This window comes from Amycolatopsis sp. NPDC104587 (genome assembly GCF_055583645.1).
On sequence record NZ_JBVJNO010000009.1, the window covers coordinates 443,723 to 463,039 of the forward strand.

Annotated in this window: 24 protein-coding genes; 12 read left to right on the top strand and 12 right to left on the bottom strand. The window is 71.6% G+C overall.

Annotation, left to right across the window (positions count from 1 at the left end; translation table 11 throughout):
* The first annotated feature begins 28 nt into the window (after positions 1–28).
* From ACZ61C_RS29295 to ACZ61C_RS29305, 3 genes are all read left to right on the top strand, one after another.
* Positions 29–670: a nitroreductase family protein gene (locus ACZ61C_RS29295; protein ID WP_465311060.1), complete on the top strand. Its 642-nt coding sequence runs from the start codon at positions 29–31 to the stop codon at positions 668–670.
* 72 nt (positions 671–742) lie between these two features.
* The gene (locus tag ACZ61C_RS29300; RefSeq protein ID WP_465311061.1) at positions 743–1,786 is read left to right on the top strand and encodes an LLM class flavin-dependent oxidoreductase; all 1,044 of its coding nucleotides are present in this window, start codon (positions 743–745) and stop codon (positions 1,784–1,786) included.
* A gap of 11 nt (positions 1,787–1,797) precedes the next feature.
* The gene (locus ACZ61C_RS29305; protein WP_465311062.1) at positions 1,798–2,916 is read left to right on the top strand and encodes an LLM class flavin-dependent oxidoreductase; all 1,119 of its coding nucleotides are present in this window, start codon (positions 1,798–1,800) and stop codon (positions 2,914–2,916) included.
* A gap of 12 nt (positions 2,917–2,928) precedes the next feature.
* On the opposite strand, the gene ACZ61C_RS29310 is transcribed toward ACZ61C_RS29305, so the two are convergent.
* The 5 genes from ACZ61C_RS29310 to ACZ61C_RS29330 form a co-directional block, all read right to left on the bottom strand.
* Positions 2,929–3,867, bottom strand: coding sequence for an ABC transporter substrate-binding protein (locus ACZ61C_RS29310; protein ID WP_465311063.1), 939 nt, complete (start codon positions 3,865–3,867; stop codon positions 2,929–2,931).
* Positions 3,868–3,875: 8 nt separating this feature from the next.
* Entirely contained in the window at positions 3,876–4,643 is a 768-nt protein-coding gene (locus tag ACZ61C_RS29315) for an amino acid ABC transporter ATP-binding protein (protein WP_465311064.1), read from the bottom strand.
* Complete coding sequence (locus ACZ61C_RS29320; protein WP_465311065.1) at positions 4,640–5,563, bottom strand: amino acid ABC transporter permease; 924 nt, start codon at positions 5,561–5,563, stop codon at positions 4,640–4,642. Before ACZ61C_RS29320 ends, ACZ61C_RS29315 begins: the two co-directional genes overlap by 4 nt.
* Entirely contained in the window at positions 5,560–6,045 is a 486-nt protein-coding gene (locus ACZ61C_RS29325) for a GNAT family N-acetyltransferase (RefSeq protein ID WP_465311066.1), read from the bottom strand. The genes ACZ61C_RS29320 and ACZ61C_RS29325 overlap by 4 nt, the downstream gene beginning before the upstream one ends.
* 125 nt (positions 6,046–6,170) lie before the next feature.
* A complete protein-coding gene (locus tag ACZ61C_RS29330) occupies positions 6,171–6,353 on the bottom strand; it encodes a hypothetical protein (RefSeq protein ID WP_465311067.1) in 183 nt (60 codons plus the stop codon).
* A 113-nt stretch (positions 6,354–6,466) separates the two neighbouring features.
* Here ACZ61C_RS29330 and ACZ61C_RS29335 point away from each other — a divergent pair, with 113 nt between their 5' ends.
* Positions 6,467–7,423, top strand: coding sequence for an LLM class flavin-dependent oxidoreductase (locus tag ACZ61C_RS29335; RefSeq protein ID WP_465311068.1), 957 nt, complete (start codon positions 6,467–6,469; stop codon positions 7,421–7,423).
* Complete coding sequence (locus tag ACZ61C_RS29340) at positions 7,420–8,691, top strand: LLM class flavin-dependent oxidoreductase (protein WP_465311069.1); 1,272 nt, start codon at positions 7,420–7,422, stop codon at positions 8,689–8,691. The genes ACZ61C_RS29335 and ACZ61C_RS29340 overlap by 4 nt, the downstream gene beginning before the upstream one ends.
* Before the next feature lie 36 nt (positions 8,692–8,727).
* Here ACZ61C_RS29340 and ACZ61C_RS29345 read toward each other — a convergent pair whose 3' ends face one another.
* Positions 8,728–9,252, bottom strand: a complete 525-nt coding sequence (locus ACZ61C_RS29345) for a GNAT family N-acetyltransferase (RefSeq protein ID WP_465311070.1) — start codon at positions 9,250–9,252, stop codon at positions 8,728–8,730.
* Positions 9,245–10,093, bottom strand: a complete 849-nt coding sequence (locus ACZ61C_RS29350; RefSeq protein WP_465311071.1) for a LysR family transcriptional regulator — start codon at positions 10,091–10,093, stop codon at positions 9,245–9,247. Before ACZ61C_RS29350 ends, ACZ61C_RS29345 begins: the two co-directional genes overlap by 8 nt.
* 90 nt (positions 10,094–10,183) lie before the next feature.
* Between ACZ61C_RS29350 and ACZ61C_RS29355 the strand changes: the two genes are divergently transcribed.
* Positions 10,184–11,023, top strand: a complete 840-nt coding sequence (locus ACZ61C_RS29355) for a TIGR03620 family F420-dependent LLM class oxidoreductase (protein WP_465311072.1) — start codon at positions 10,184–10,186, stop codon at positions 11,021–11,023.
* On the opposite strand, the gene ACZ61C_RS29360 is transcribed toward ACZ61C_RS29355, so the two are convergent.
* Positions 11,024–11,302: a winged helix-turn-helix transcriptional regulator gene (locus ACZ61C_RS29360; protein WP_465311073.1), complete on the bottom strand. Its 279-nt coding sequence runs from the start codon at positions 11,300–11,302 to the stop codon at positions 11,024–11,026.
* A 10-nt stretch (positions 11,303–11,312) separates the two neighbouring features.
* On the opposite strand from ACZ61C_RS29360, the gene ACZ61C_RS29365 reads away from it, so the two are divergent.
* Positions 11,313–11,624 (top strand): Rossmann-fold NAD(P)-binding domain-containing protein, encoded by a 312-nt coding sequence (locus tag ACZ61C_RS29365; protein ID WP_465311074.1) that lies wholly within the window; start codon positions 11,313–11,315, stop codon positions 11,622–11,624.
* 4 nt (positions 11,625–11,628) lie between these two features.
* On the opposite strand, the gene ACZ61C_RS29370 is transcribed toward ACZ61C_RS29365, so the two are convergent.
* The 4 genes from ACZ61C_RS29370 to ACZ61C_RS29385 all read right to left on the bottom strand — a co-directional run bounded on the left by ACZ61C_RS29370 (position 11,629) and on the right by ACZ61C_RS29385 (position 15,735).
* A complete protein-coding gene (locus tag ACZ61C_RS29370) occupies positions 11,629–12,825 on the bottom strand; it encodes an acyl-CoA dehydrogenase family protein (protein WP_465311075.1) in 1,197 nt (398 codons plus the stop codon).
* Between the two features lie 242 nt (positions 12,826–13,067).
* Complete coding sequence (locus ACZ61C_RS29375) at positions 13,068–13,769, bottom strand: ABC transporter ATP-binding protein (RefSeq protein ID WP_465311076.1); 702 nt, start codon at positions 13,767–13,769, stop codon at positions 13,068–13,070.
* The gene (locus ACZ61C_RS29380) at positions 13,754–14,572 is read right to left on the bottom strand and encodes an ABC transporter permease (RefSeq protein ID WP_465311077.1); all 819 of its coding nucleotides are present in this window, start codon (positions 14,570–14,572) and stop codon (positions 13,754–13,756) included. Before ACZ61C_RS29380 ends, ACZ61C_RS29375 begins: the two co-directional genes overlap by 16 nt.
* A gap of 26 nt (positions 14,573–14,598) precedes the next feature.
* The gene (locus ACZ61C_RS29385; RefSeq protein ID WP_465311078.1) at positions 14,599–15,735 is read right to left on the bottom strand and encodes an acyl-CoA dehydrogenase family protein; all 1,137 of its coding nucleotides are present in this window, start codon (positions 15,733–15,735) and stop codon (positions 14,599–14,601) included.
* A gap of 166 nt (positions 15,736–15,901) precedes the next feature.
* Between ACZ61C_RS29385 and ACZ61C_RS29390 the strand changes: the two genes are divergently transcribed.
* From ACZ61C_RS29390 to ACZ61C_RS29410, 5 genes are read left to right on the top strand one after another with little or no spacing between them, the layout of a single operon-like run.
* Positions 15,902–17,011 carry an LLM class flavin-dependent oxidoreductase gene (locus tag ACZ61C_RS29390; RefSeq protein WP_465311079.1) on the top strand — a complete coding sequence of 370 codons (1,110 nt, stop codon included), beginning with the start codon at positions 15,902–15,904 and terminating at the stop codon, positions 17,009–17,011.
* Positions 17,008–17,682 carry an alpha/beta hydrolase gene (locus ACZ61C_RS29395; RefSeq protein ID WP_465311080.1) on the top strand — a complete coding sequence of 225 codons (675 nt, stop codon included), beginning with the start codon at positions 17,008–17,010 and terminating at the stop codon, positions 17,680–17,682. Before ACZ61C_RS29390 ends, ACZ61C_RS29395 begins: the two co-directional genes overlap by 4 nt.
* A gap of 8 nt (positions 17,683–17,690) precedes the next feature.
* Positions 17,691–18,113 carry an RrF2 family transcriptional regulator gene (locus ACZ61C_RS29400; RefSeq protein WP_465311081.1) on the top strand — a complete coding sequence of 141 codons (423 nt, stop codon included), beginning with the start codon at positions 17,691–17,693 and terminating at the stop codon, positions 18,111–18,113.
* A 10-nt stretch (positions 18,114–18,123) separates the two neighbouring features.
* A complete protein-coding gene (locus ACZ61C_RS29405; RefSeq protein ID WP_465311082.1) occupies positions 18,124–18,552 on the top strand; it encodes a cupin domain-containing protein in 429 nt (142 codons plus the stop codon).
* A gap of 3 nt (positions 18,553–18,555) precedes the next feature.
* The gene (locus ACZ61C_RS29410) at positions 18,556–19,266 is read left to right on the top strand and encodes a DsbA family oxidoreductase (protein WP_465311083.1); all 711 of its coding nucleotides are present in this window, start codon (positions 18,556–18,558) and stop codon (positions 19,264–19,266) included.
* Positions 19,267–19,317: the final 51 nt, after the last annotated feature.

Genomic DNA, 19,317 nt, shown 5'->3' on the forward strand with positions numbered 1-19,317 from the left:
ACTTACAGTGTATGCATACGCTGTAAGTATGGATGCCGACACCGTGCTCACGACCACCCGATCCGTCCGCCGCAAGCTCGACCTGACCCGCGACGTCCCGCAGGACGTCCTGAACGACTGCCTCCGCATCGCCCAGCAAGCGCCGGCGGCGGGCAGCATGGCGGCGCAGTTCCGCTGGCTTCTCGTCCGCGACGCCGACACGAAAGCCGAGATCGCCCGCTACACCCGCGCGACCGCTGAAGCGTCGTGGGCGAAGTACGGCCACCTCGTCGAGAGGCGCGCGCTGGAGTCCGCCCAGTACCTCGTCCGCAACCTCGAACGCGTGCCGGTGCTGGCGATCCCCTGCATGATCGGCCGCCCACCGGCCGACGCGTTCTCCCAGTCCGCCTACTTCGGCTCCGCCTACCCGGCCATCTGGAGCTTCCAGCTCGCCCTGCGCTCCCGGGGCCTCGGCAGCTCGATCTGCGGCTACCACCTCCAAGACCACGAAGCCGACGTCTCCGCCGCGCTCGGCATCCCCGCCGACGTCACCCAGATCAGCCTGCTTGCCGTCGCCCACACCACCCAGCGCGATTTCCGCGCCGCCGCACGCCCGGACCTGGCAAGCACCGTCTACTTCGACTCCTGGGGCACGAACGACCCGGAAGGTGAACGCATTTCCACATCCTGAGCACGGGTGCGATGGCGGCGGGATTCGGGATAGCTGTGGAGTACCCGAAGCGCCGGAAGGGGTGCGCACGGCATGAAGTTCCTGTTGATCACCCTCATCACGCACGTTCCCGACGCCGTCACGGGCGTCCTCGCGCCTGCTCACGCACGACTGCGCGACGTCGTCGCCAACGCGGAACTCGCCGAAGAGCTGGGCTTCGACGGCTACGGCGTCGGCGAGCGCCACGAGCGCCCGTTCATTTCGTCGTCGCCGCCGGTGGTGCTGAGCCACATCGCCGCCCGGACGTCCCGGATCCGGTTGTTCACCGCCGTCACCACACTCAGCCTGCTCGACCCGGTGCGGGCGTTCGAGGACTACTCGACGCTGGACAACCTCTCCGGCGGCCGGCTCGAGCTGATCATCGGCAAAGGCAACGGCGCCGCCCAGCGCGAGCTCTTCCACGTCACGCCGGACGACCAGTGGGACCGCAACGCCGAGGGGTACGAGCTGTTCCGGCGGCTGTGGCGGGAAGACAAGGTGACCTGGTCGGGACGCTTCCGCCCGTCGCTGGCCGACGCCGAGGTCTGGCCGCGGCCGCTGCAGCAGCCGATCCGCGTGTGGCACGGCAGCGCGACGAGCCGCGATTCCGTGGACCTCGCCGCGCGGTGGGGTGACCCGCTGTTCTCGGCGAACGTCACCAACCCCCTCGAGCCCTACGCCGAGCTGGTCCGGCACTACCGCGAACGCTGGGCCCACCACGGCCACGACCCGGCGGCCGCGCTCGTCGGCGCCGGCACCGCAGGCTTCCACGTCGCCCGGACCTCACAGGAGGCACTGGCGACCTACCGGCCGATTTTCGAGAGCCGGCTGGCCATGCAGACGAAGCTCGGCCTGGAGCCGGTGTTCACCACGCTCGAGGACTTCGTCGAGCGCAGCTCGGCCCTGGTCGGCAGCCCGGCGCAGATCATCGACAAGGTGCTGCGCTACCGCAAGGAACTCGGGCATCAGGTCATGCACCTGCACGCCGACCGCGACGGCCTCACCACCCGCCAGCACCGGGACGCCCTCGAACTGTTCCAGTCCGACGTCGCTCCCGCGCTGCGTCGCGAGATCCCCGCTCCGCCGTGGCCCGCCTGAAAGGTTCGCTCATGCCCGAAGTCCCGCTCTCCGTCTTGGACCTCGTCCCGATCAGCTCCGGCTCAACGGTCACCGAAGCCGTCCGCAACACCGTCGACCTCGCCCGGCAGGCCGAACGGTTCGGCTACCAGCGCTACTGGTTCGCCGAGCACCACCTCAACCCGGGTGTCGCCGGCGCATCCCCGCCGGTGCTGATCGCTCTCGTCGCGGGCGCCACCGAACGCATCCGGCTCGGGTCCGCCGGCGTCCAGCTCGCCCACCGCACGCCGCTGGCCACGGTCGAGGAGTTCGGCCTCATCGAAGCGTTGCACCCCGGGCGGCTCGACCTCGGCCTCGGGCGCAGCGGCAAGCAGCTGGTCCGCGAATACGCCGCCGCGGCCGCCCGGCCCACTTCGCCCACCCAAGCCGCCAACGGCCTGTTGATCCCGCCGAAGCCGGACTTCAGCGGCCTGGCCCGATCCGCGCGGATCGGCGTGACCTTCGGGCTGCTGCAGCAGCCCGGCGCCGAGTCCCCCGACTACGGCGAACAGGTCGACGACATCCTCGCATTGCTCGCCGGCACCTACCGCTCCGGCGACGGCGTCGATGCCCACGCCGTGCCCGGCGAAGGCACCCGAGCACAGCTCTGGATCCTCGGCAGCAGCGGCGGGCAGAGCGCGTCCGTGGCCGGCCGCAACTCGCTGCGGTTCGCCGCGAACTACCACGTCAGCCCGTCGAGCGTGCTCGATGCCGTCGACGCCTACCGGAAGGCCTTCCGGCCCTCCGACGCGCTCCGGAAACCCTATGTCGCGGTGTCCGCGGACGTGGTCGTCGCGGAGGACGACGCCACCGCCCGCGAACTGGCTGCGGGTTACGGCTTGTGGGTCCGCAGCATCCGCCGCGCCGAGGGCGCGATCCCGTTCCCCACCCCGGAAGAAGCAGCCGCCCATGCCTGGACCGACGAGGACCGCGCGCTGGTCGCCGACCGCGTGGACACCCAGTTCACCGGCTCACCGGCCACGGTGGCGGCCCGGCTGCGGCAGCTGCAGGAGGCGACCGGCGCCGACGAGCTCGTCATCACCACGATCACCCACGACCACGCCGACCGCGTCCGGTCCTACCACCTGCTCGCCGAGCACTGGAACCGGTGAACCAACGGAGAGCTACTTGCGGGGCAGGCCCTGAGGGTTGACCTCCGACGCCGGCAATGCCTCCGACACCAGGTTCCAGCGCTTGAGCACCTCCGCGTACTGACCGTTTTTGATCACCGTGTCCAAGGCCTCCTGCAGCGCCTTGACGAAGCCGTTGCCCTTCTTCGTCATCGCCGCGATGTCGGCCTGGATCGTGCCGCCACCGGAGACCGTGCCGACGATCTTCGTCTTGCCCTCGACCGCCACGTGGTAGGCCGACGTCGGGTTCGGGCCGACGTAGGCGTCGATCCGGCCCGACTGCAGGGCCAGGTAGTAGTCGGAGGTCGCCTGGTAGTACTGGAACTTCACCGGGGCCAGCCCGGCCGTCTTGTTCTGCTGGTCCCAGCGCAGCAGGATCTGCTCCTGGTTGGTCCCCGCGCCGACACCGACGGTGAGCCCGGCGATGTCCTTCGCCTCCTTGACCGCGATGTTCTTCTCGTTCTTGACCTCGAACGCGATCGTGTCCTTGCGGTAGGTCGCGAAGTCGTACTTGTCCTTGCGCTCCTCGGTCACCGTGATGTTCGAGAACCCGGCGTCGAACTGGCGGTTCTCCACCGAGAGGAACAGGTTCTCCCAGGACGAGGCCTGCAGTTCGAGCTTCAGACCGAGCACGTCGGCCACCAGCTGCGCGAGGTCCGGCTCGACTCCGATCACCGTCTTGTCGTCGTCGGCGCGGAACGACAGCGGCGGGGTGCCGTTGCCCGTCGTCCCGGCCACCAGCGTGCCGCGGGAGCGGATGTCGGCGGGAACGAGCGCGGCGATCGCGTCGACTTTCTGCGCCCGGACGCGGTTCTGGTTAGCGGTGATGTTGACGCCGCCCGGCTGGTTCGCCGGGGCGTTGGTGGCCGCCTCCGGGCTACCGCACGCGGCGAGCGCGAACACCGAAGCCAGCACAATCGTTCTCAGTTTCATGACTCTCCTCAAAGGACTTTGTCGACGAAGGCCCGCGTGCGGGCGTGACGGGGGTGGTCGAGGACTTCGGCAGGCGGGCCTTGTTCGACCACCCGCCCCTCGTCGAGGAACACGACGGTGTCGGCGACTTCGCGGGCGAAGCCGAGCTCATGGGTGACGACTACCATGGTCGTACCGGCTTTCGCGAGGTCCCGGATGACCTCCAGGACTTCGCCGACCAGCTCGGGGTCGAGGGCCGAGGTGGGTTCGTCGAAGAGCAGGACGTCCGGTTCGAGGGCCAGCGCCCGCGCGATCGCGACCCGCTGCTGCTGGCCGCCGGACAGCCGCCGCGGATACTCGGACACCTTGTCCTCGAGCCCGACGCGGGCGAGCAGTTCGCGGGCCTTGGCCTCGGCTTCCGCGCGCGGGCGACGCTGGGCGGAGATCGGCGCCTCGACGACGTTCTCCAGCACGGTCAGGTGCCCGAAGAGGTTGAAGTTCTGGAAGACGAACCCGATCCGGGTGCGCTGCTTGAGGATGTCCCGCTCTTTCAGCTCGTGCAGGCGGTTGCCGGAGCGGCGGTAGCCCATCAGCTCGCCGCCGACGCTGATGAACCCGCGGTCGGCGCGCTCGAGGTGGTTGATCAGCCGCAGCAACGTCGACTTCCCGGACCCGGACGGTCCCAAGAGGACGGTGACTTCCCCCGCCCGGACCCGGAGGTCGACACCGTCGAGCACGGTCAACGCACCGAAGCTCTTGTGCACACCGCGCACGTCCACCATGTAGTCCGTGGTCATGACCGCCCCCGGATGGCGCGCAAGCGCTGCAGCGGGGTCGGCGGCAGCGTGCGCTGGGCGCCGCGGCCGAAGTGGCGTTCGACGTAGTACTGCGCGACCGACAGCACCGTGGTCAGCGCGAGGTACCAGGCGGTGGCCACGAGCAGCAGGGGTATCACGCGGCCGCTGCGCGTGTAGATCACCTGGACCTGGTAGAAGAGCTCCGGCAACGCCATCACGTACACCTGCGACGTCGCCTTCAAGAGCCCCACGATCTCGTTGGCCGCGGTCGGCACGATCGTGCGCATCGCCTGTGGCAGCACGATCCGGCGGAACTGCCGTCCGGCCGGGATGCCCAGCGCCGCCGCGGCTTCGCGTTGCCCGGCGTCGACCGAGAGGAACCCGGCGCGCACGATCTCCGCAGCGTAAGCACCTTGGTGCAGCGCGAGCCCGAGGCCGGCGGCGAGGAATGGCGGGATCAGGCTCATCGTCCCGACCGAGACGAACGACGGCCCGAACGGGACGCCGAAGGAAATCTCGTTGTACAGGATCGCGAGGTTGTACCAGAACAGCAGCTGCAGAATGAGCGGGACCGACCGGAAGATCCACGTGTAGGTCCAGCTGACCGCCCGGAGAAGCGGGTTCCGGGAAATGCGCATCAAGGCCAGTATCGTGCCCAGCAGGAATCCCGCGACGACCCCGAACAACGTGAGCTCCAGGGTCAGCGCGACCGCTTCCAAGATCGATTTCTGGAAGACGAACCGGGAGAACGTCGGCCAGTCGAACGCCTTGTTGGTCACCAGCGCGTGCCCGGCCATCGCGACGAGCACGGCCACGACGGCGGCGGCCACCCAGGTCATCGGGTGCCGCGCGGGCACGATCTTGAGAGACTCCTCCGGCGCGGCGGCGGGCGCGGGACGGGTGCCGAGGTCGCTGGTCATCTCGCCCCCACGACGTCGGGAAGCGCTTTCGAGAACGGCAGGCGCGAGGTGGGGACCGCATCGACGTCGAAGTGCGGCGTGTAACCGGTGGCCAGGTAGAGACCACGCGCCTCGGGCTGGTTCGGCCCGGTGGTGAGAAAGATCCGGGTGTACCCGCGGCGCGCGGCCTCGAGTTCCAGTTCGGCGACGACCCGCCGGGCGAGCCCGGCGCCGCGGTGCGCCCGGTGGGTCCAGATCCGCTTGAGCTCGGCGGTCTCGTCGTCGTAGCGCTGGAAAGCGCCGCCTGCGACGGCGTGGCCGCCTTCGACGATCAGGAGCAGCCCACCTTCCGGCGCCGCGAACCGCGCCGCGGGGTACTCGCGGAGTTCGACGTGGACGTCGTCGAGGACGCGGTGGTAACGGGTCGAATATTCGCGGGCCAGGTCGGCGAGCAATGGCCGGACCCGCGGATCAGACTGGGCGACCCAGACGGATTCGGGCATGAGAGTACCTGCTCCGGAAAGAATGGGAAGAAAAGCGTCCGGGACGCTTTTCGCTGGCTCACAGACCTTAGGAAGCCGGGTCGATCCCGGTCAATCCGGCGGCGCCGGGTTCCAGATCCTGGACCTCAGCCCGACACGATGCGCCAGAACGCTTCCCGTTCCCGACGCGACAACGGCACCCGCGGCACGTCGGTCACCGACCGCGGCACCGGCACCGCCAAGCCGGGTTCGAACGGCGGAGCCGGCGGCACCAGTACCCAGCCGGTCCCGGTGAACGCCCGTCCGAGAGCAGCGAGCAGTCGTTTCATCGCGCACCCCTTCCGCCGGAGGACATCTTCCGCGCCCGGTCGCCGCGGACCCAGCGCGTCCACATCCTGAAAGCAGGTGCGGCCGCGCCGGGACACCGGCTAGCTGTGGAGCCATGACACCTCGCAGCCTGCACGTCGCGCTGGAGCTCGACGGTGCGCTTTTACCCCACAGCGTGGTGGAAGCCGCCGAACACGCCGGCTTCACGTTCGCCACCTTCCACGACTCGCCGCTGGGCGGACCGCGGCTCGACGCGACCACGTGTGCCGCCTACGTCGCGACGCTGACCGATCGGATCGGGCTGGCCCCGGCGGTGAACGTCACGACGGCCGAGCCGTTCCACGTCGCCGCTCAGCTCGCGAGTCTCGACCATGCGTCCCACGGGCGAGCCGCGTGGGTGGTCGCCGCCGACAACTCGGTCGAGGCGCTCGCGACAGTGGGTGCGGCCCGGCTCGACGAGGCCGCCCTGCACCACGAAGTCGCCGACGTCGTCGAGGTCGTGAGGCGGCTGTGGGACTCCTGGGACGACGACGCCGTCATCAAAGACATCGCGACCGGACGCTACCTCGACCCGGACAAGGTGCACCACGTCGACTTCACCGGCACCCGGTTCTCGGTCAAGGGCCCGCTGATCACACCCCGGCCACCCCAAGGCCGGCCGGTGGTGCTCGCCCCGGAAGAGCTGGCCGGGGCCGCGCGGCCGGACGTCGTGCTGGTCGGCGGCACCGGTCTCGGCGACGTCCGGGACCGCGCCGCGCGGGCTCGGGAGTCGGGCGCCCCACTGGTGTTCGCGGAGGTCGAGATCGGGTTCACGGCCGCCGAACGGCGGCCACGCGGCGACCGGCTGCGCTACACCGGGTCCGCGACGGGCCTCACCGAGCTGCTCGGCTGGCTCGCCGCGAGCGTCGACGGCGTCCGGCTGTTCCCCGTGGACCCGGTGGCCGGCCCGCCGGTACTGGCCGGTGAGGTGCTGCCCGCCCTGCGCGCGCAAGGTCTGCTCGTCCCGCCGGAACCCGGGGCCACCCTGCGGACGTCGCTCGGCCTCCCGCGCCCGGAAAGCGTGTTCGCGTGAGCGCGCGGCTGCACCTCGGGGTGTTCTACACCGGTGTCGGCCCGCACTACCTGTGGGACGACCCGTCGAACGCGCCGCACACCGAAGTCGACACGTACGTCTCGGTGGCCCGCACCCTTGAGCGCGGCCTGTTCGACGCGTTCTTCCTCGGGGAAGGCCTGCGGGTGCGGGAGAACCGCGGCCGGGTCCACGCGCTCGACGTCGCCGGGCGTCCGGACGCGATCACGCAGCTGAGCGCGCTGGCCGCGGCCACGACCCGCATCGGGCTGGTCGCCACGCAGAACACGACGTACAACTTCCCGGCCGACCTCGCCCGCCGGCTGTCCTCTTTGGACTTCCTGTCCGGCGGCCGGGCGGGCTGGAACATCGTCACGACCGACAACGCCTGGACCGGCGCCAACTTCCGCCGCGGCGGCTGGCTGGCCCACGAGCGCCGCTACGAGCGCGCCGAGCAGTTCGTCGAAGCAGCCCTCGCGCTCTGGTCCGGCGGCGGGCTGGTCGACCGGCACACCGACTTGGTCAGCCTGCGCGCGACGCCGACCGTGCCGCCGAGCCCGCAGGGCCGCCCGGTGCTGTTCCAGGCCGGGGACTCCCCCGGCGGCCGCGAACTGGCGGCGAAGTACGCCGACGTCGTCTTCTCCGCCAACACTGCCTACGACAAGGCCGTGGCCTACGCCGAGGACCTGCGCGCCCGGCTGGCGCGGCACGGCCGCTCCGCGGACGCCGTCCGGATCCTGCCCGGCGCGACCGTCGTCCTCGGCGACACCCCGGCCGAGGCGGCCGAGCGCGCGGAGGACATCCGGCGGCGGCAGATCAGCCCGCAGCGAGCTGTCGCGTTCTTGGAGCAGTACTGGGGCCAGGACCTGTCCGGCTACGACCCACACGGGCCACTGCCGGACATCGAGCCCGCCGAGGGTGAGCTGGACCCGTCCCGCGGGACCATCTCCATCGAAGACCGGACCGGCAAGCTCGACCGGATCCGGCGGTGGCGGGAGCTGGCCGAAGCGAAGAACCTGTCCATCCACCAGCTGGTACTCGAGGTGCAGCCACGCCGGCACGGCTTCGTCGGCACCCCGGGCCAGGTCGCCGACGAATGGGCGCGGTACGTCCGCACCCGGGCGGTCGACGGCTTCAACATCAGCCCGCACCTGGTCCCGGCCGCGCTGGACGACGTCGTCGAGCGGCTCGTCCCGGAGCTGCAGAACCGCGGCGTCTACCGAACGGAGTACGAAGGCACAACCCTGCGGGAGCACCTCGACCTGGCCTGACGCAGCGGCGAGTGAGGCGGGACGGACGGGACTTCGCTACCCCGTCCCCGGGCGGGTCGACGAGCCACGACCACTCGCGACATCGACGCGGTAGCGCCGAACTCCGCCGAGGCTCTCGAGGACTCCGCCTCGCCGTTCGATCGTCTTGGCCGAAGCGGTGTTGTCCGCCGCGCAGACGAGCACAACGTGGTCCATGCCGCGCCGGGCTGCCTTCGCCAGCATCTCGCCCAGCGCCCACGTGCCCAACCCGCGTCCCCGAGCGGACGGCCGGATGCCGTAGCCGATGTGACCGGCTCGCCGGACGAACTCACCGTTTCCGTGGCGCAGGGCGATCCCGCCGAGCACCAGACCGTCCTCGACGATCCACCGGTACGCGCAGCTCGCGTCGGCGGCGAGGCGGGCGACCCACGCGGAGAACCCCGCCGGGGTTCGGACCTCGTCGGTGGCCAACAGGCCGAAGCCGTCTTCGTGCAGGCCTGGTCCCCACTCCGCGTGCGCCTCGAGCCAGGCGGCGTGCAGGCGTTCGGCGGGCGCGACCAGGCGGGGCGGGGCGTCAGTCACCGAAGGCCGCCCGGTGGGCTGTGGCGCAGTGGGCCGTGAGATCGGCTGGGACGACAACGCTGCCGGTGATCGTCATCCCAGGTTCGAGCGGGATCGCGCGCACCCGGGTCGAGCGGAGCTGCGCCACCTGGTCGGCGGGCAGCACCGTCCAGCTGCGCGGGTCGGAGCCGACCTCGACGATCGTGTCCCCGACCGTGCCCGCCCGGTGCACCGGCCACGCCGGGACGCCGGCGTCCCGCAGCGCGGTGACCACAGCCGGGTCATGGTCATGAGAAGTCCGAAGTGAACCGTCGGCCAGCTCGGCCACGCCGACGGCTGCGCGACCGGCGGCGGCGTGCCGTGCGGAGACGACCGCGAACAGCGACTCCGTCCACGTCGGCAGCACCCGCAGCCCGGGCGCCACTCCGACGCCCCGCACCAGCGCCAGGTCGAGTTCCCCCTGCCGCAGCGCGTTCAGGCGCGCGGGCAGCGGCAGGTCGACGAGCTCCACGTCGAACCCCGGAGCCCGTTCGCGCAACGCGTCGATCCCGCGTTCCAGGCGGGCGGTGAACTGGCCGGTGCCGGTGCCGATGCGCATGACCCCCGCCCGCGGGACCGCCGCGACCCGGACCCGGTCGGCGGCCGCGAGCGCCTCCCGTGCCGCGTCGAGGGCGCGGTGCCCGGCGGTGGTGAGCCGGACCCGTCGCGGTGAGCGGTCGAACAGCCGGACGCCCAGTTCGCGTTCCAGCCGGGCGATCTGCCTGCTGACCGCGGGCTGGGCGATGTGCAACCGGTCGGCCGCCCGGCCGAAGTGCAGCTCGTCGGCGACCGTGACGAAGTACCGCAACGCCCGTAGTTCCACCGGCCCTCCCCTGCGACGATGCCGTCAGGTTATCGCTGCGCGGCCGCTTCGGTCCTGGTTCTCAGTGGGCGGTCGTGGTGAAGTCGAGGCATGAGCATTGATCTTGGCCTGCTCGGCGCCCACCTGCGCGAGCACGAAGTGAACCCGGCAGCCGCCGCGGAAGTCGAGCGAGCCGGCTACGGCACACTCTGGCTGGACGCCTCACCACCGGCCGACCTCGCCCTCGTGGAGGAGTTGCTCGACGCGACCGCCGGCCTCGTGGTCGGCACGAGCGTGGTGAACGCCTGGACCGCCGACGCGGACACCGTCGCCACCTCCTACCACCGGATCGAAGCCAAGCACCCGGGCCGGTTCCTGCTCGGCGTCGGCATCGGGCACCGCGAAGTCCACGCCGAGTACACCTCGCCGTACGACACGCTCGTGTCCTATTTGGACCGACTCGGTCACGCGGGCGTGCCGGCCGGCCGGGTGGCACTCGCCGCGCTCGGGCCGCGGATGCTGCGCCTGGCCCGCGAGCGCACCGCGGGCACCCTCCCCTGCATGGTTCCCGCGGAACACACCCGGCAGGCGCGGTCGGTTCTCGGTACGGGGAAGCTACTGCTGCCCGGGCATTTCGCCCTCGTCGAACCGGACGCCGGGCGAGCACGAGCGGTCGCCCGGTCCAACCCGCCCGGGCTCGCGCTGGGCGTCACCAACTACGCGAACAACCTCCGACGGCTCGGCTTCACCGAAACCGACCTTTCCCAGGCGGGAAGCGACCGGCTCATCGACGCGCTCGTCGCCCACGGCGACCCGGCCACGGTCGCGGCCCGGCTGCTGGCCCACCGCGACGCCGGCGCCGACCAGGTCGGCGTCTCCCCCCTCGGCGACGACCCGATCGCCACCCTCCTCTCGGTGGCCGAAGCGGTACACGCCGTCAAGGCCGGGTGATCAGCACTCGCCGTGTCCTCGCCGGTTGGCGAGAAGCTCGGCCAGGTGACGCCCGCTCCACTCGCGCATCGCGTCGATCAACTCCACCGAGCTCCTGCCGAGGTCGGTCAGCTCGTACTCGACGTGAGGTGGGTTGGCGTCGTGGTCGAGCCGGGTGACGAGACCGTCGCGTTGCATGTCGCGGAGTGTCTGTGTCGGAACCTTCGCCGTCACCGGCCCGAGGGCCTGCCGGAGCCGGCTGAACCGCAGCGGACCGTCCAGCAGCGACACCACAACCATCCCGGTCCGCTTGCCGCCGACCTACCTGGTCAGTACCGCCGCCGACTACGTCGCTGCGGGCCGGCCGGCCTACGGGACCGCGAAGTCCGCCTTAGCGACCTTCGCCCGGCACGTGGCCGCCGGATGCGTCCGCGACGGCGTGCTGGACGGCGAACGCGGAGCCCTCCTCGCACGGGAGTCCGTACTGGGCCGCGTGCTCGAGCCCGACGACGTCGCCGCCGCGGTCGCGCTGGCCGCCGACCCCGCGCTGCGCGCGGCCACCGGTTCGGTCCTGCGGATCGACGCCGGGTGGTCGGTGCTGGTCGGCGGCCCGACCAGCTGACACCTCAGGTGTACCAGGTCGGCTCCGGCAGTTCGCCGCGCAGCGCGTAGACGCCGACCTCGCGGCGCTTGTACGCCACCGGGTCGTGCAGGGAATGCGTGCGCAGGTTGCGCCAGAACCGGTCCAGGCCGTGCTTCGACGCGCTCGCGCGGGCGCCCGTCAGCTCGAAGATCTTCGTCCCGATCTCCAGGCCCGTCTCGATCACGCGCTGCTTGGCCGCGGCGATCAGCACCGCCAGCTCGCCCCGGACCTCCGGGGTCAGCTCTTCGCGGGGCGCGTGCAGCACGTGCGAGATCGCCGCGCCTGCCTTGTCGGTGAGGGCCTCGGCCGCCCACAGCTTCGCCTGGAGATCGCCGTAGCCGTCGAGGATGTACCACTCCTCGGTCGCGGCGTCCTTGTCGTCGCCACCGTAGGGCCAGGGCCGGGTGCGCTCGCGGGTGTAGGCGAGCCCGGCGTCGAGGGCGCCCTGGGCGATGCCGAGGTAGAAGTTGGTGAACACCAGCTGGATCGCCGGGACGTTGAGCGTGTTGTAGGTGAGCGGGTGGAACTTCCGGTCGACGTACCCGGCCGCGCTCGCCCACGGCACCCGCACGTCGGTGATCGCGACGCTCCCGGACTCGGTGAGGCGCTGGCCGATGTTGTCCCAGTCGTCGTGGAAGACGATGCCCGGCTGGTCGGAGGGCACGATCGCGAAGATGTGGTCCTCGGTTTCGGCGAGGACGCCTTCGAGCACGGTCAGGTCGGAGACCTTGCTGCCGGTGGAGAACGACTTGTGTCCGTTGTAGACGATGTCGTCGCCGTCTTCGGTGATGGTGAGGTCGGAGTCGCGGGGGTTGACCGCGCCGCCGAAGAAGAAGTTGTTGGTGGTGTAGAGCTCTTCGACGGCGGCGATCTGGTCGTCGGTGGCCACCAGCCGCGCCGCCCAGGCCCAGAGGTAGTGGTAGCCGAGCAGCTGGCCGATCGAGCCGTCCGCGCGGGCGATCTCGCGGGTCACGCGGTAGGCGGTGTCCCAGGTCTGCCCGGCGCCACCGTGTTCGGGCGGGCCCAGCAGGGTGACCAGGCCGGCGTCTTTGAGCAGCCGGATCTCTTCGTGCGGGGTGGCGTTGCGGCGGTCGCGCTCGACGGCGTCGACCGCGAGCTTCGCGGCGACGTCCTTCGCGGCCGCGATCCAGTCGGCGGTGGTCTTTTCCTTGGTGGTCACGGGGATCCCTTCGGTGCGCGGGCAGGACGGACCACCCGCGGACCCGGACCGTGCGCGGGCACGACGAAGAGCCCCGGGCGCGGGGTGATCAGGCGGGAATGGTCAGGCGGTACAGCGCGAACCGGCGCCGCGGACGAAGTCGACGTGGCGGCGGCGGGTGAGCTGGGTGCCGTCCATGATCCCGAGTAGACCGGGACGCCACGGGAGTGTCAACGGCCGTCCGCGCGCTGGGACCGTCCCCGCTACGCCGCCGCGTCCTCGGTCACTCCCAGGTCGGCCAGCACGCGCCGGCGGAGGTCATCGTGGTCGGCGTCGCGCGGCCGGTGCTCGGCCACGATCCGGCCGCCGTCGAGCACCAGGACCCGGCCGGCGAGCCGCAGGGCCTCGTCGACGTCGTGGGTCACCAGCAGCACGCCGGGCCGGTGGCGCCGCCAGAGGTCCTGGACCAGGCCGTGCATCGCGATCCGGGTGAGCGCGTCGAGGGCGCCGAACGGCTCGTCGAGCAGGAGCAGGCCGGGTTCACGCACCAGGGCGCGGGCCAGCGACACGCGCTGGGCCTCGCCGCCGGAGAGGGTGAGCGGCCAGTCGTCGGCGTGGTCGGTCAGGTGGACTTCGGCAAGGGCCTTCTCGGCCAGCGCGCGGTTGCGGGACTTCGAGACGCCGTCCTGGCGCAGGCCGAGCACGACGTTGCGCCAGACCTTCCGCCACGGCAGCAGCCGCGGCTGCTGGAAAGCGACCGAGACGGTGCCGCCCACCACGACGTGGCCGTCGACGTCGTCGTCCAGGCCGGCCAGCACCCGCAGCAGCGTCGACTTACCGGAGCCGCTGCGGCCCAGCAGCGCGACGAACTCGCCGCGGTCGACGGTCAGATCGAGTCCCTCGAGGATGGTGCGGTCGCCGAACCGCTTGGTGAGGTCCCGGACCTCGGCTACCGGGTTCGCCACCGCAGCACCTTCCGTTCGAGCAGCCGGACCAGCGCGTCGGTGACCAGGCCGAGCAGGGCGTACAGGACGAGGCCGACCACCACGACGTCGGTGCGCAGGAACTCCCGCGCGTTGTTGATCAGATAGCCGACCCCGGCGTCGGCATTGACGGTCTCTCCCACAATCAGCGCCAGCCAGGCGATCCCCAGCGACTGCCGCAACCCGACCAGCGCCTGCGGCAACGCCCCCGGGATCACCACGTGCCACAACCGCTCCGCGCGGCTGAACCCGAGCGCCCGCGAAGCTTCGACGAGGTCCGGGGCCGCGCCGCGGATTCCCGAGTGGACGTTCAGGTACAGCGGGAAGGCCACGCCGAGCGCGACCAGCACGATCTTGGTCTCCTCGCCGATGCCGAACCACAGGATGAACAGCGGGATCAGGCCGAGGAAGGGCAGCGTGCGCAGCATCTGCACGGGCGGGTCGACCAGCACCTCGCCCCAGCGGGACAGTCCGGCCACGATGCCGAGCACCACCCCGATGACGGCGCCGATCGCGAACCCGGCGCCGACGCGGCCGAGCGACACGGCGAAGGCGTCACCGAGTTCACCGCTGCGCGCGACTTCGACCCCGGCCTGCACGACCGTCCACGGTGAGCTCAGCTTGTCGGGCGGCAGGACGCCGGTCGCGCTCGCGATCTGCCAGGCGGCGATGAGCACCACCGGGCTGATCCAGCGCCGCAGATCGGGCCGCCGCGACGACTTGCGCGACGGACCTTCAGTGCGTTTGCGGGCTCGCGCGAGCACGCCGGTGGTGGATATCGACACGGATTTCTCCCTGGGGAAGTGGCGGGTCAGCCGAGGATCGACCGGCCCAGGCCGGTCAGCACGGCGTCGTCCTGTGGGGTGTGGACGCGGCTGCACAGCACGTCCCGGTAGTGCCGCTGCAGGGGGTTGGCCCGGGTCAGCCCGGGGTTTCCGGCGAGGGCGACAGCCTGCTCGACGGCCTCGATGAGCAGGCGGGTCGCGAGCACCTTGGCAACGCCCGCCGCGGCCCCGGGATCACCTTCGTCGACTCGGCGAGCGAGTCCGAAAAGGACTTCCTCCGCGCCGGTGATCCGGGCGGCGATCTCGCCCACACCGCTCTGGAATCTCGGCAGTGTGGCCAACGGCTTGCCCAGCCCACTCGGCACGCGCTCGCGGAGGAAACCGGTGAGCCAGTCCAGCGCATTCCGGGCGACGCCGAGGTAGAGCGCCGGGAGGGCCAGCGGGAACGTCAGGACCGACGGCCGCTGAACGTCCGGTGTGGACAGTCCCGCGGTCGCGCCTCCGGCGATCGGGACGTCGGTGAACACCACGTCGTGACTCGCACTCGCGCGCAGGCCGAGGTGGTCCCAGGTCGGCTCGATCTCGATTCCGGGGGTGTCGGCGCGGACCAGGAATCCCCCGACTCGCGGTTCGGGTTCGTCGGTTCTGGCCCAGACGACCATCCAGCGCAGCCCGACCGAGCCGGTGGAGTAGATCTTGCGGCCGGACAGGCGCCAGCCGTCCGCGGTCCGGCGCGCAACGGTCGCGGGCAGCCCGCCGCGTGTCGGCGACCCGAGTTCGGGTTCCACGCGTAACGCGTTGATCAGCACGGGCCGCTCGGCGGACTCGGCGAGCACCTCTCGGTAGAGGTCATCGGGCCAGGTCGGGTCGATTCCCTGGGCGGCGTGGATGAACAGCGTCATGGCGGTCACCAGGGCCACCGACGGGTCGCCGCGGCCGAGTTCGGCGAGCAGCCGCGCGGTGTCGAGCACTCCGGCGCCAGGACCGCCGTAGCGCGGGTGCACGGTGGTGGTCAGCAGTCCGGCCGCGTGCACGAGTTCGACGCCCTCGTGCGGGAAAGTCGCGTCGCGGTCGTGCTCCCCCGCCCGCTCGGACAGCCGGGCGACGATCGACGGCAACGCGGACAGATCGGGCTGCGGCACGGTGGCGACGGTCGCGGTCACGAGTTCCTCCGGTCTGCTCGGGGCCTGCGAGGCGCACGATAAGCCGACCGGACGGCCGCGGGCCAGCGACGTCCACCAAATGGACACCCGGAGATGTCCAATTGACAGCGCGACTGCCCGTGTCGTTCGCTACTGAGGCGTTTGCCGTGCAGCGAAAGGAAAGCAGATGCCCGTCGAGTTCGTCGGCATGATCGGCACCCAGGACGCGAGCGAGACCCGGCCGGCGAGAGGACCGGTCGTCGACCCGGCCTACGTCCGCCGGTTCGCCCGGGCGCACGAGGACGGCGGGTTCGACCGCGTGCTCATCGGCTACGGCGCGGGCTGGCCGGAAGGGCAGCAGGTCGCCGCCTACACCGCCGCGCACACCGAGCGCCTCGGCGTGCTGATCGCCCACCGGCCGGGGTTCGTCGCGCCGACGCTGGCCGCGCGCGCGTTCGCCACCCTCGACCACTTCAGCGGCGGACGCGTCGCGGTGCACACCATCACCGGCGGCAGCGACGTCGAACAGGCCCGCGACGGCGACTACCTGCCCAAGGACGAGCGCTACGAGCGCACCGACGAGTACCTGGAGATCCTCAAACGCGCCTGGACGTCCGGTTCCGCGTTTTCCCACCACGGCAAGCACTACCGGCTCGACGACTACACCCCACAGGTGCGCCCGGTGCAGAACCCGCGGATCCCGCTGTACTTCGGGGGTTCGTCGGAGGCGGCCTACCGCGTCGGCGGCAAGCACGCCGACGTGTTCGCCCTGTGGGGCGAGCCGCTGAAGGAGACGGCGGAGCAGATCGCGTCCGTCCAGGCGGCGGCGAAGGCGGCCGGACGGCTCACCCCGCCGGGGATCAGCGTGTCGTTCCGGCCCATCCTCGCGCCGACCGAAGAGCTGGCGTGGGAACGCGCCGAGCGGATCCTCGACAAGATCACGGCCTCCGGGGCGGCGAAGGCGGCGCGGGAGTGGCGTGACGGTGGCCCGCCGACCAATGTCGGCAGTGTGCGGCTGCTGGCAGCGGCGGCGAAGGCCGATCGCCACGACCGTGCACTGTGGACTCCCCTGGCCACCGCGACCGGCGCCGCGGGCAACTCCACCGCGCTGGTCGGCACGCCCGAGACGGTGGCGCAGGCGTTGCTGGACTACGTCGACATCGGCGTCACCACCCTGCTGATCCGCGGCTACGACCCGCTCGACGACACGATCGACTACGGCAGGCACCTGCTGCCGCTGGTGCGGTCGGAGCTGGCCCGCCGCGAGCGCCGGCCCGCCGCGGTGGCCGCCGTATGACGCTCGCCCGGACCGAGGTGGCCCGCTGGGCGCCACCCGCGACGGCGACCGTGCGCGGCACGGTGGTCGTCCTCCCCGGCCGGGGCGAGCACCCCGGCGTCTACGAGCGGCTCGGCACCCGGCTGGCCTTCGACGGCTACCGGGTCGTCGCGGTCGCCGCCGACGGTGACGTCGCCGCCGAGCTCCGCGGCGGCCCGGTGCCGGTGGTGCTGCTCGGCAGCGACACCGGCGCGACCCGCGCCCTGGCGCTGGCGGCGGAACTGCCCGTGCACGCCGTGGTCGCGGCCGGGCTGCCGCTCTCGTGCCCGGCCGGCGACCTGCCTTGGGAGGGGGAACTGGACGCGCGGACGGCGTGTCCGGTGCATCGCGCCCGGCTCGAGGGCGACGAGCGACTGGCGCGGGGCGCGTTGACGCGCGAACCCGCCGGCCCGCCCGCCGCGGTCCCACCCGGACCGGTACTCGTGCTCCACGGCGCCGCCGACCGCGTCGCGGACCCACAGGCCGCCCGCGAGTTCGCCGAGCGCCTCCCCGCGGGCCGGTTCGTGCAGGTCGAAGGCGGGCGGCACGACGTGCTCAACGACGTCGACCACCGCAGCGTCGCCGCCGAAATCGTCCAGTTCCTGGAATGGCTGCGGGCCGGAACGCGCTCACCGGCACTGGTCCGGGGATGATGGCGGGCATGCGCATCTCGGCCAGGGCGGACTACGCGATCAGGGTGCTGCTGGAGCTCGCCGCGGACACCACGCGGCCGATCACCTGCGAAGCCGTCGCCTCCACCCAGGACATCCCGGCCCGGTTCATCAAGGCGGTCATCCGCGACCTGCGCCAGGCGGGCCTGGTCCGCAGCCAGCGCGGCTGCGAGGGCGGCTACTGGCTCGCTCGCCCGGCCGGCGAGGTCACCGTGCGGGACGCCGTGGTGGCGGTCGACGGCGAGTTCCTCTCCGTGCGCGGCGAGCCCCGGCCCGCTCTGGCTTACCACGGTACGGCCGCCGGCCTGACCCCGTTCTGGTCCGACGTCGAAGCCGGGCTCGATGCCATCCTGCGTGCGACGACGATCGCCGACCTGCTCAGCGACGCGACCCCGGTCCGCGTCGCCACGTGAAAGGACTTCGATGACCGACCTCTGGCACCAGCCGCTGCGCCACATCCGCGGCGCCGACCTGACCGGCGACACCAACCAGACCACCGGGATGACCCGCCTTGAAGCGATCTCCGGCAAGACCGTCGGCTCGTCGAAAGTCTGGATGGGCGAGACGCACGTCGCGCCGGTCACCAACTCCGGCGACCACCACCACGGCGAAGCCGAGACGGCGATCTACGTCAAGTCGGGTCACCCGGTGTTCGTCTTCGCCGACGGTGAGGAGGAGATCCGCATCGAAGCCGGGCCTGGTGACTACATCTTCGTGCCGCCGTACGTGCCGCACCGCGAGGAGAACCCGACCGACGAAGAAGCCGTCGTCATCATCGCCCGCAGCAGCCAGGAGGGCATCGTGGTCAACCTGCCCAGTCTGTGGGCCCCGGTCGACGTGCCCGAGGACTGACCCGTGACCCCGGCGCTCGACGTCGTCGAGTACACCGACCCCGCCTGCCCGTGGGCGTGGGGGTCGGAGCCGAAGTTCCGCCGGCTGCGGGCGGAGCTCTCCGGCGTCCGGTGGCGCCGGGTGTTCGGCATCCTGTTTGACGACGACGAAGACCCCGCGCCGGATCCGGTCGCCGAAGCCGCTTGGTATGCGAAGTTCATCGACGGCGTCACCGAGCACACCGGCGCTCCGAAACCGCCGGAGCTGTGCTGGGTGGCGAAGACGAGCTGGCCGGCCTCACTCGCCGCGAAAGCCGCCGAAGCACAAGGGGAAGCCGTCGCCGACCTGGTCTTGAGACGGCTGCGCGAGACGACCTTCGTCCTGGGTACCCCGGCCGACAGCACCGAACGCGTGCTCGCCGCCGTCGAGGACGTACCTGGCCTCGACCTCACGGCCCTGCACGTGGCCATGCTCGGTGACGAAGTCCGCCGAGCCGTGCGCGACGATTGGCGCGAGACGAGGAGTCCGTGCCCGGAAGTCCTCGACATCACCGCGCCCGGGCCGCACAGCGGGCGCGCGAAGCACCTCGAACACCACGTCCGCTACGCCTTGCCGACGCTGACCTTCACCGGTCCCGGCGGCCGGTTCGTCGTGCCCGGCTGGCGCCCGCTGCGTGAATACCTCGACGCCGCAAGGGCAGCGACAGTCCACAGTGGAGTTCTTCCCGGCTCGTGAGAACCCGGGCGCGGGCGTTGACTCCACTCCGCCACGAGGGAAAATAGACAC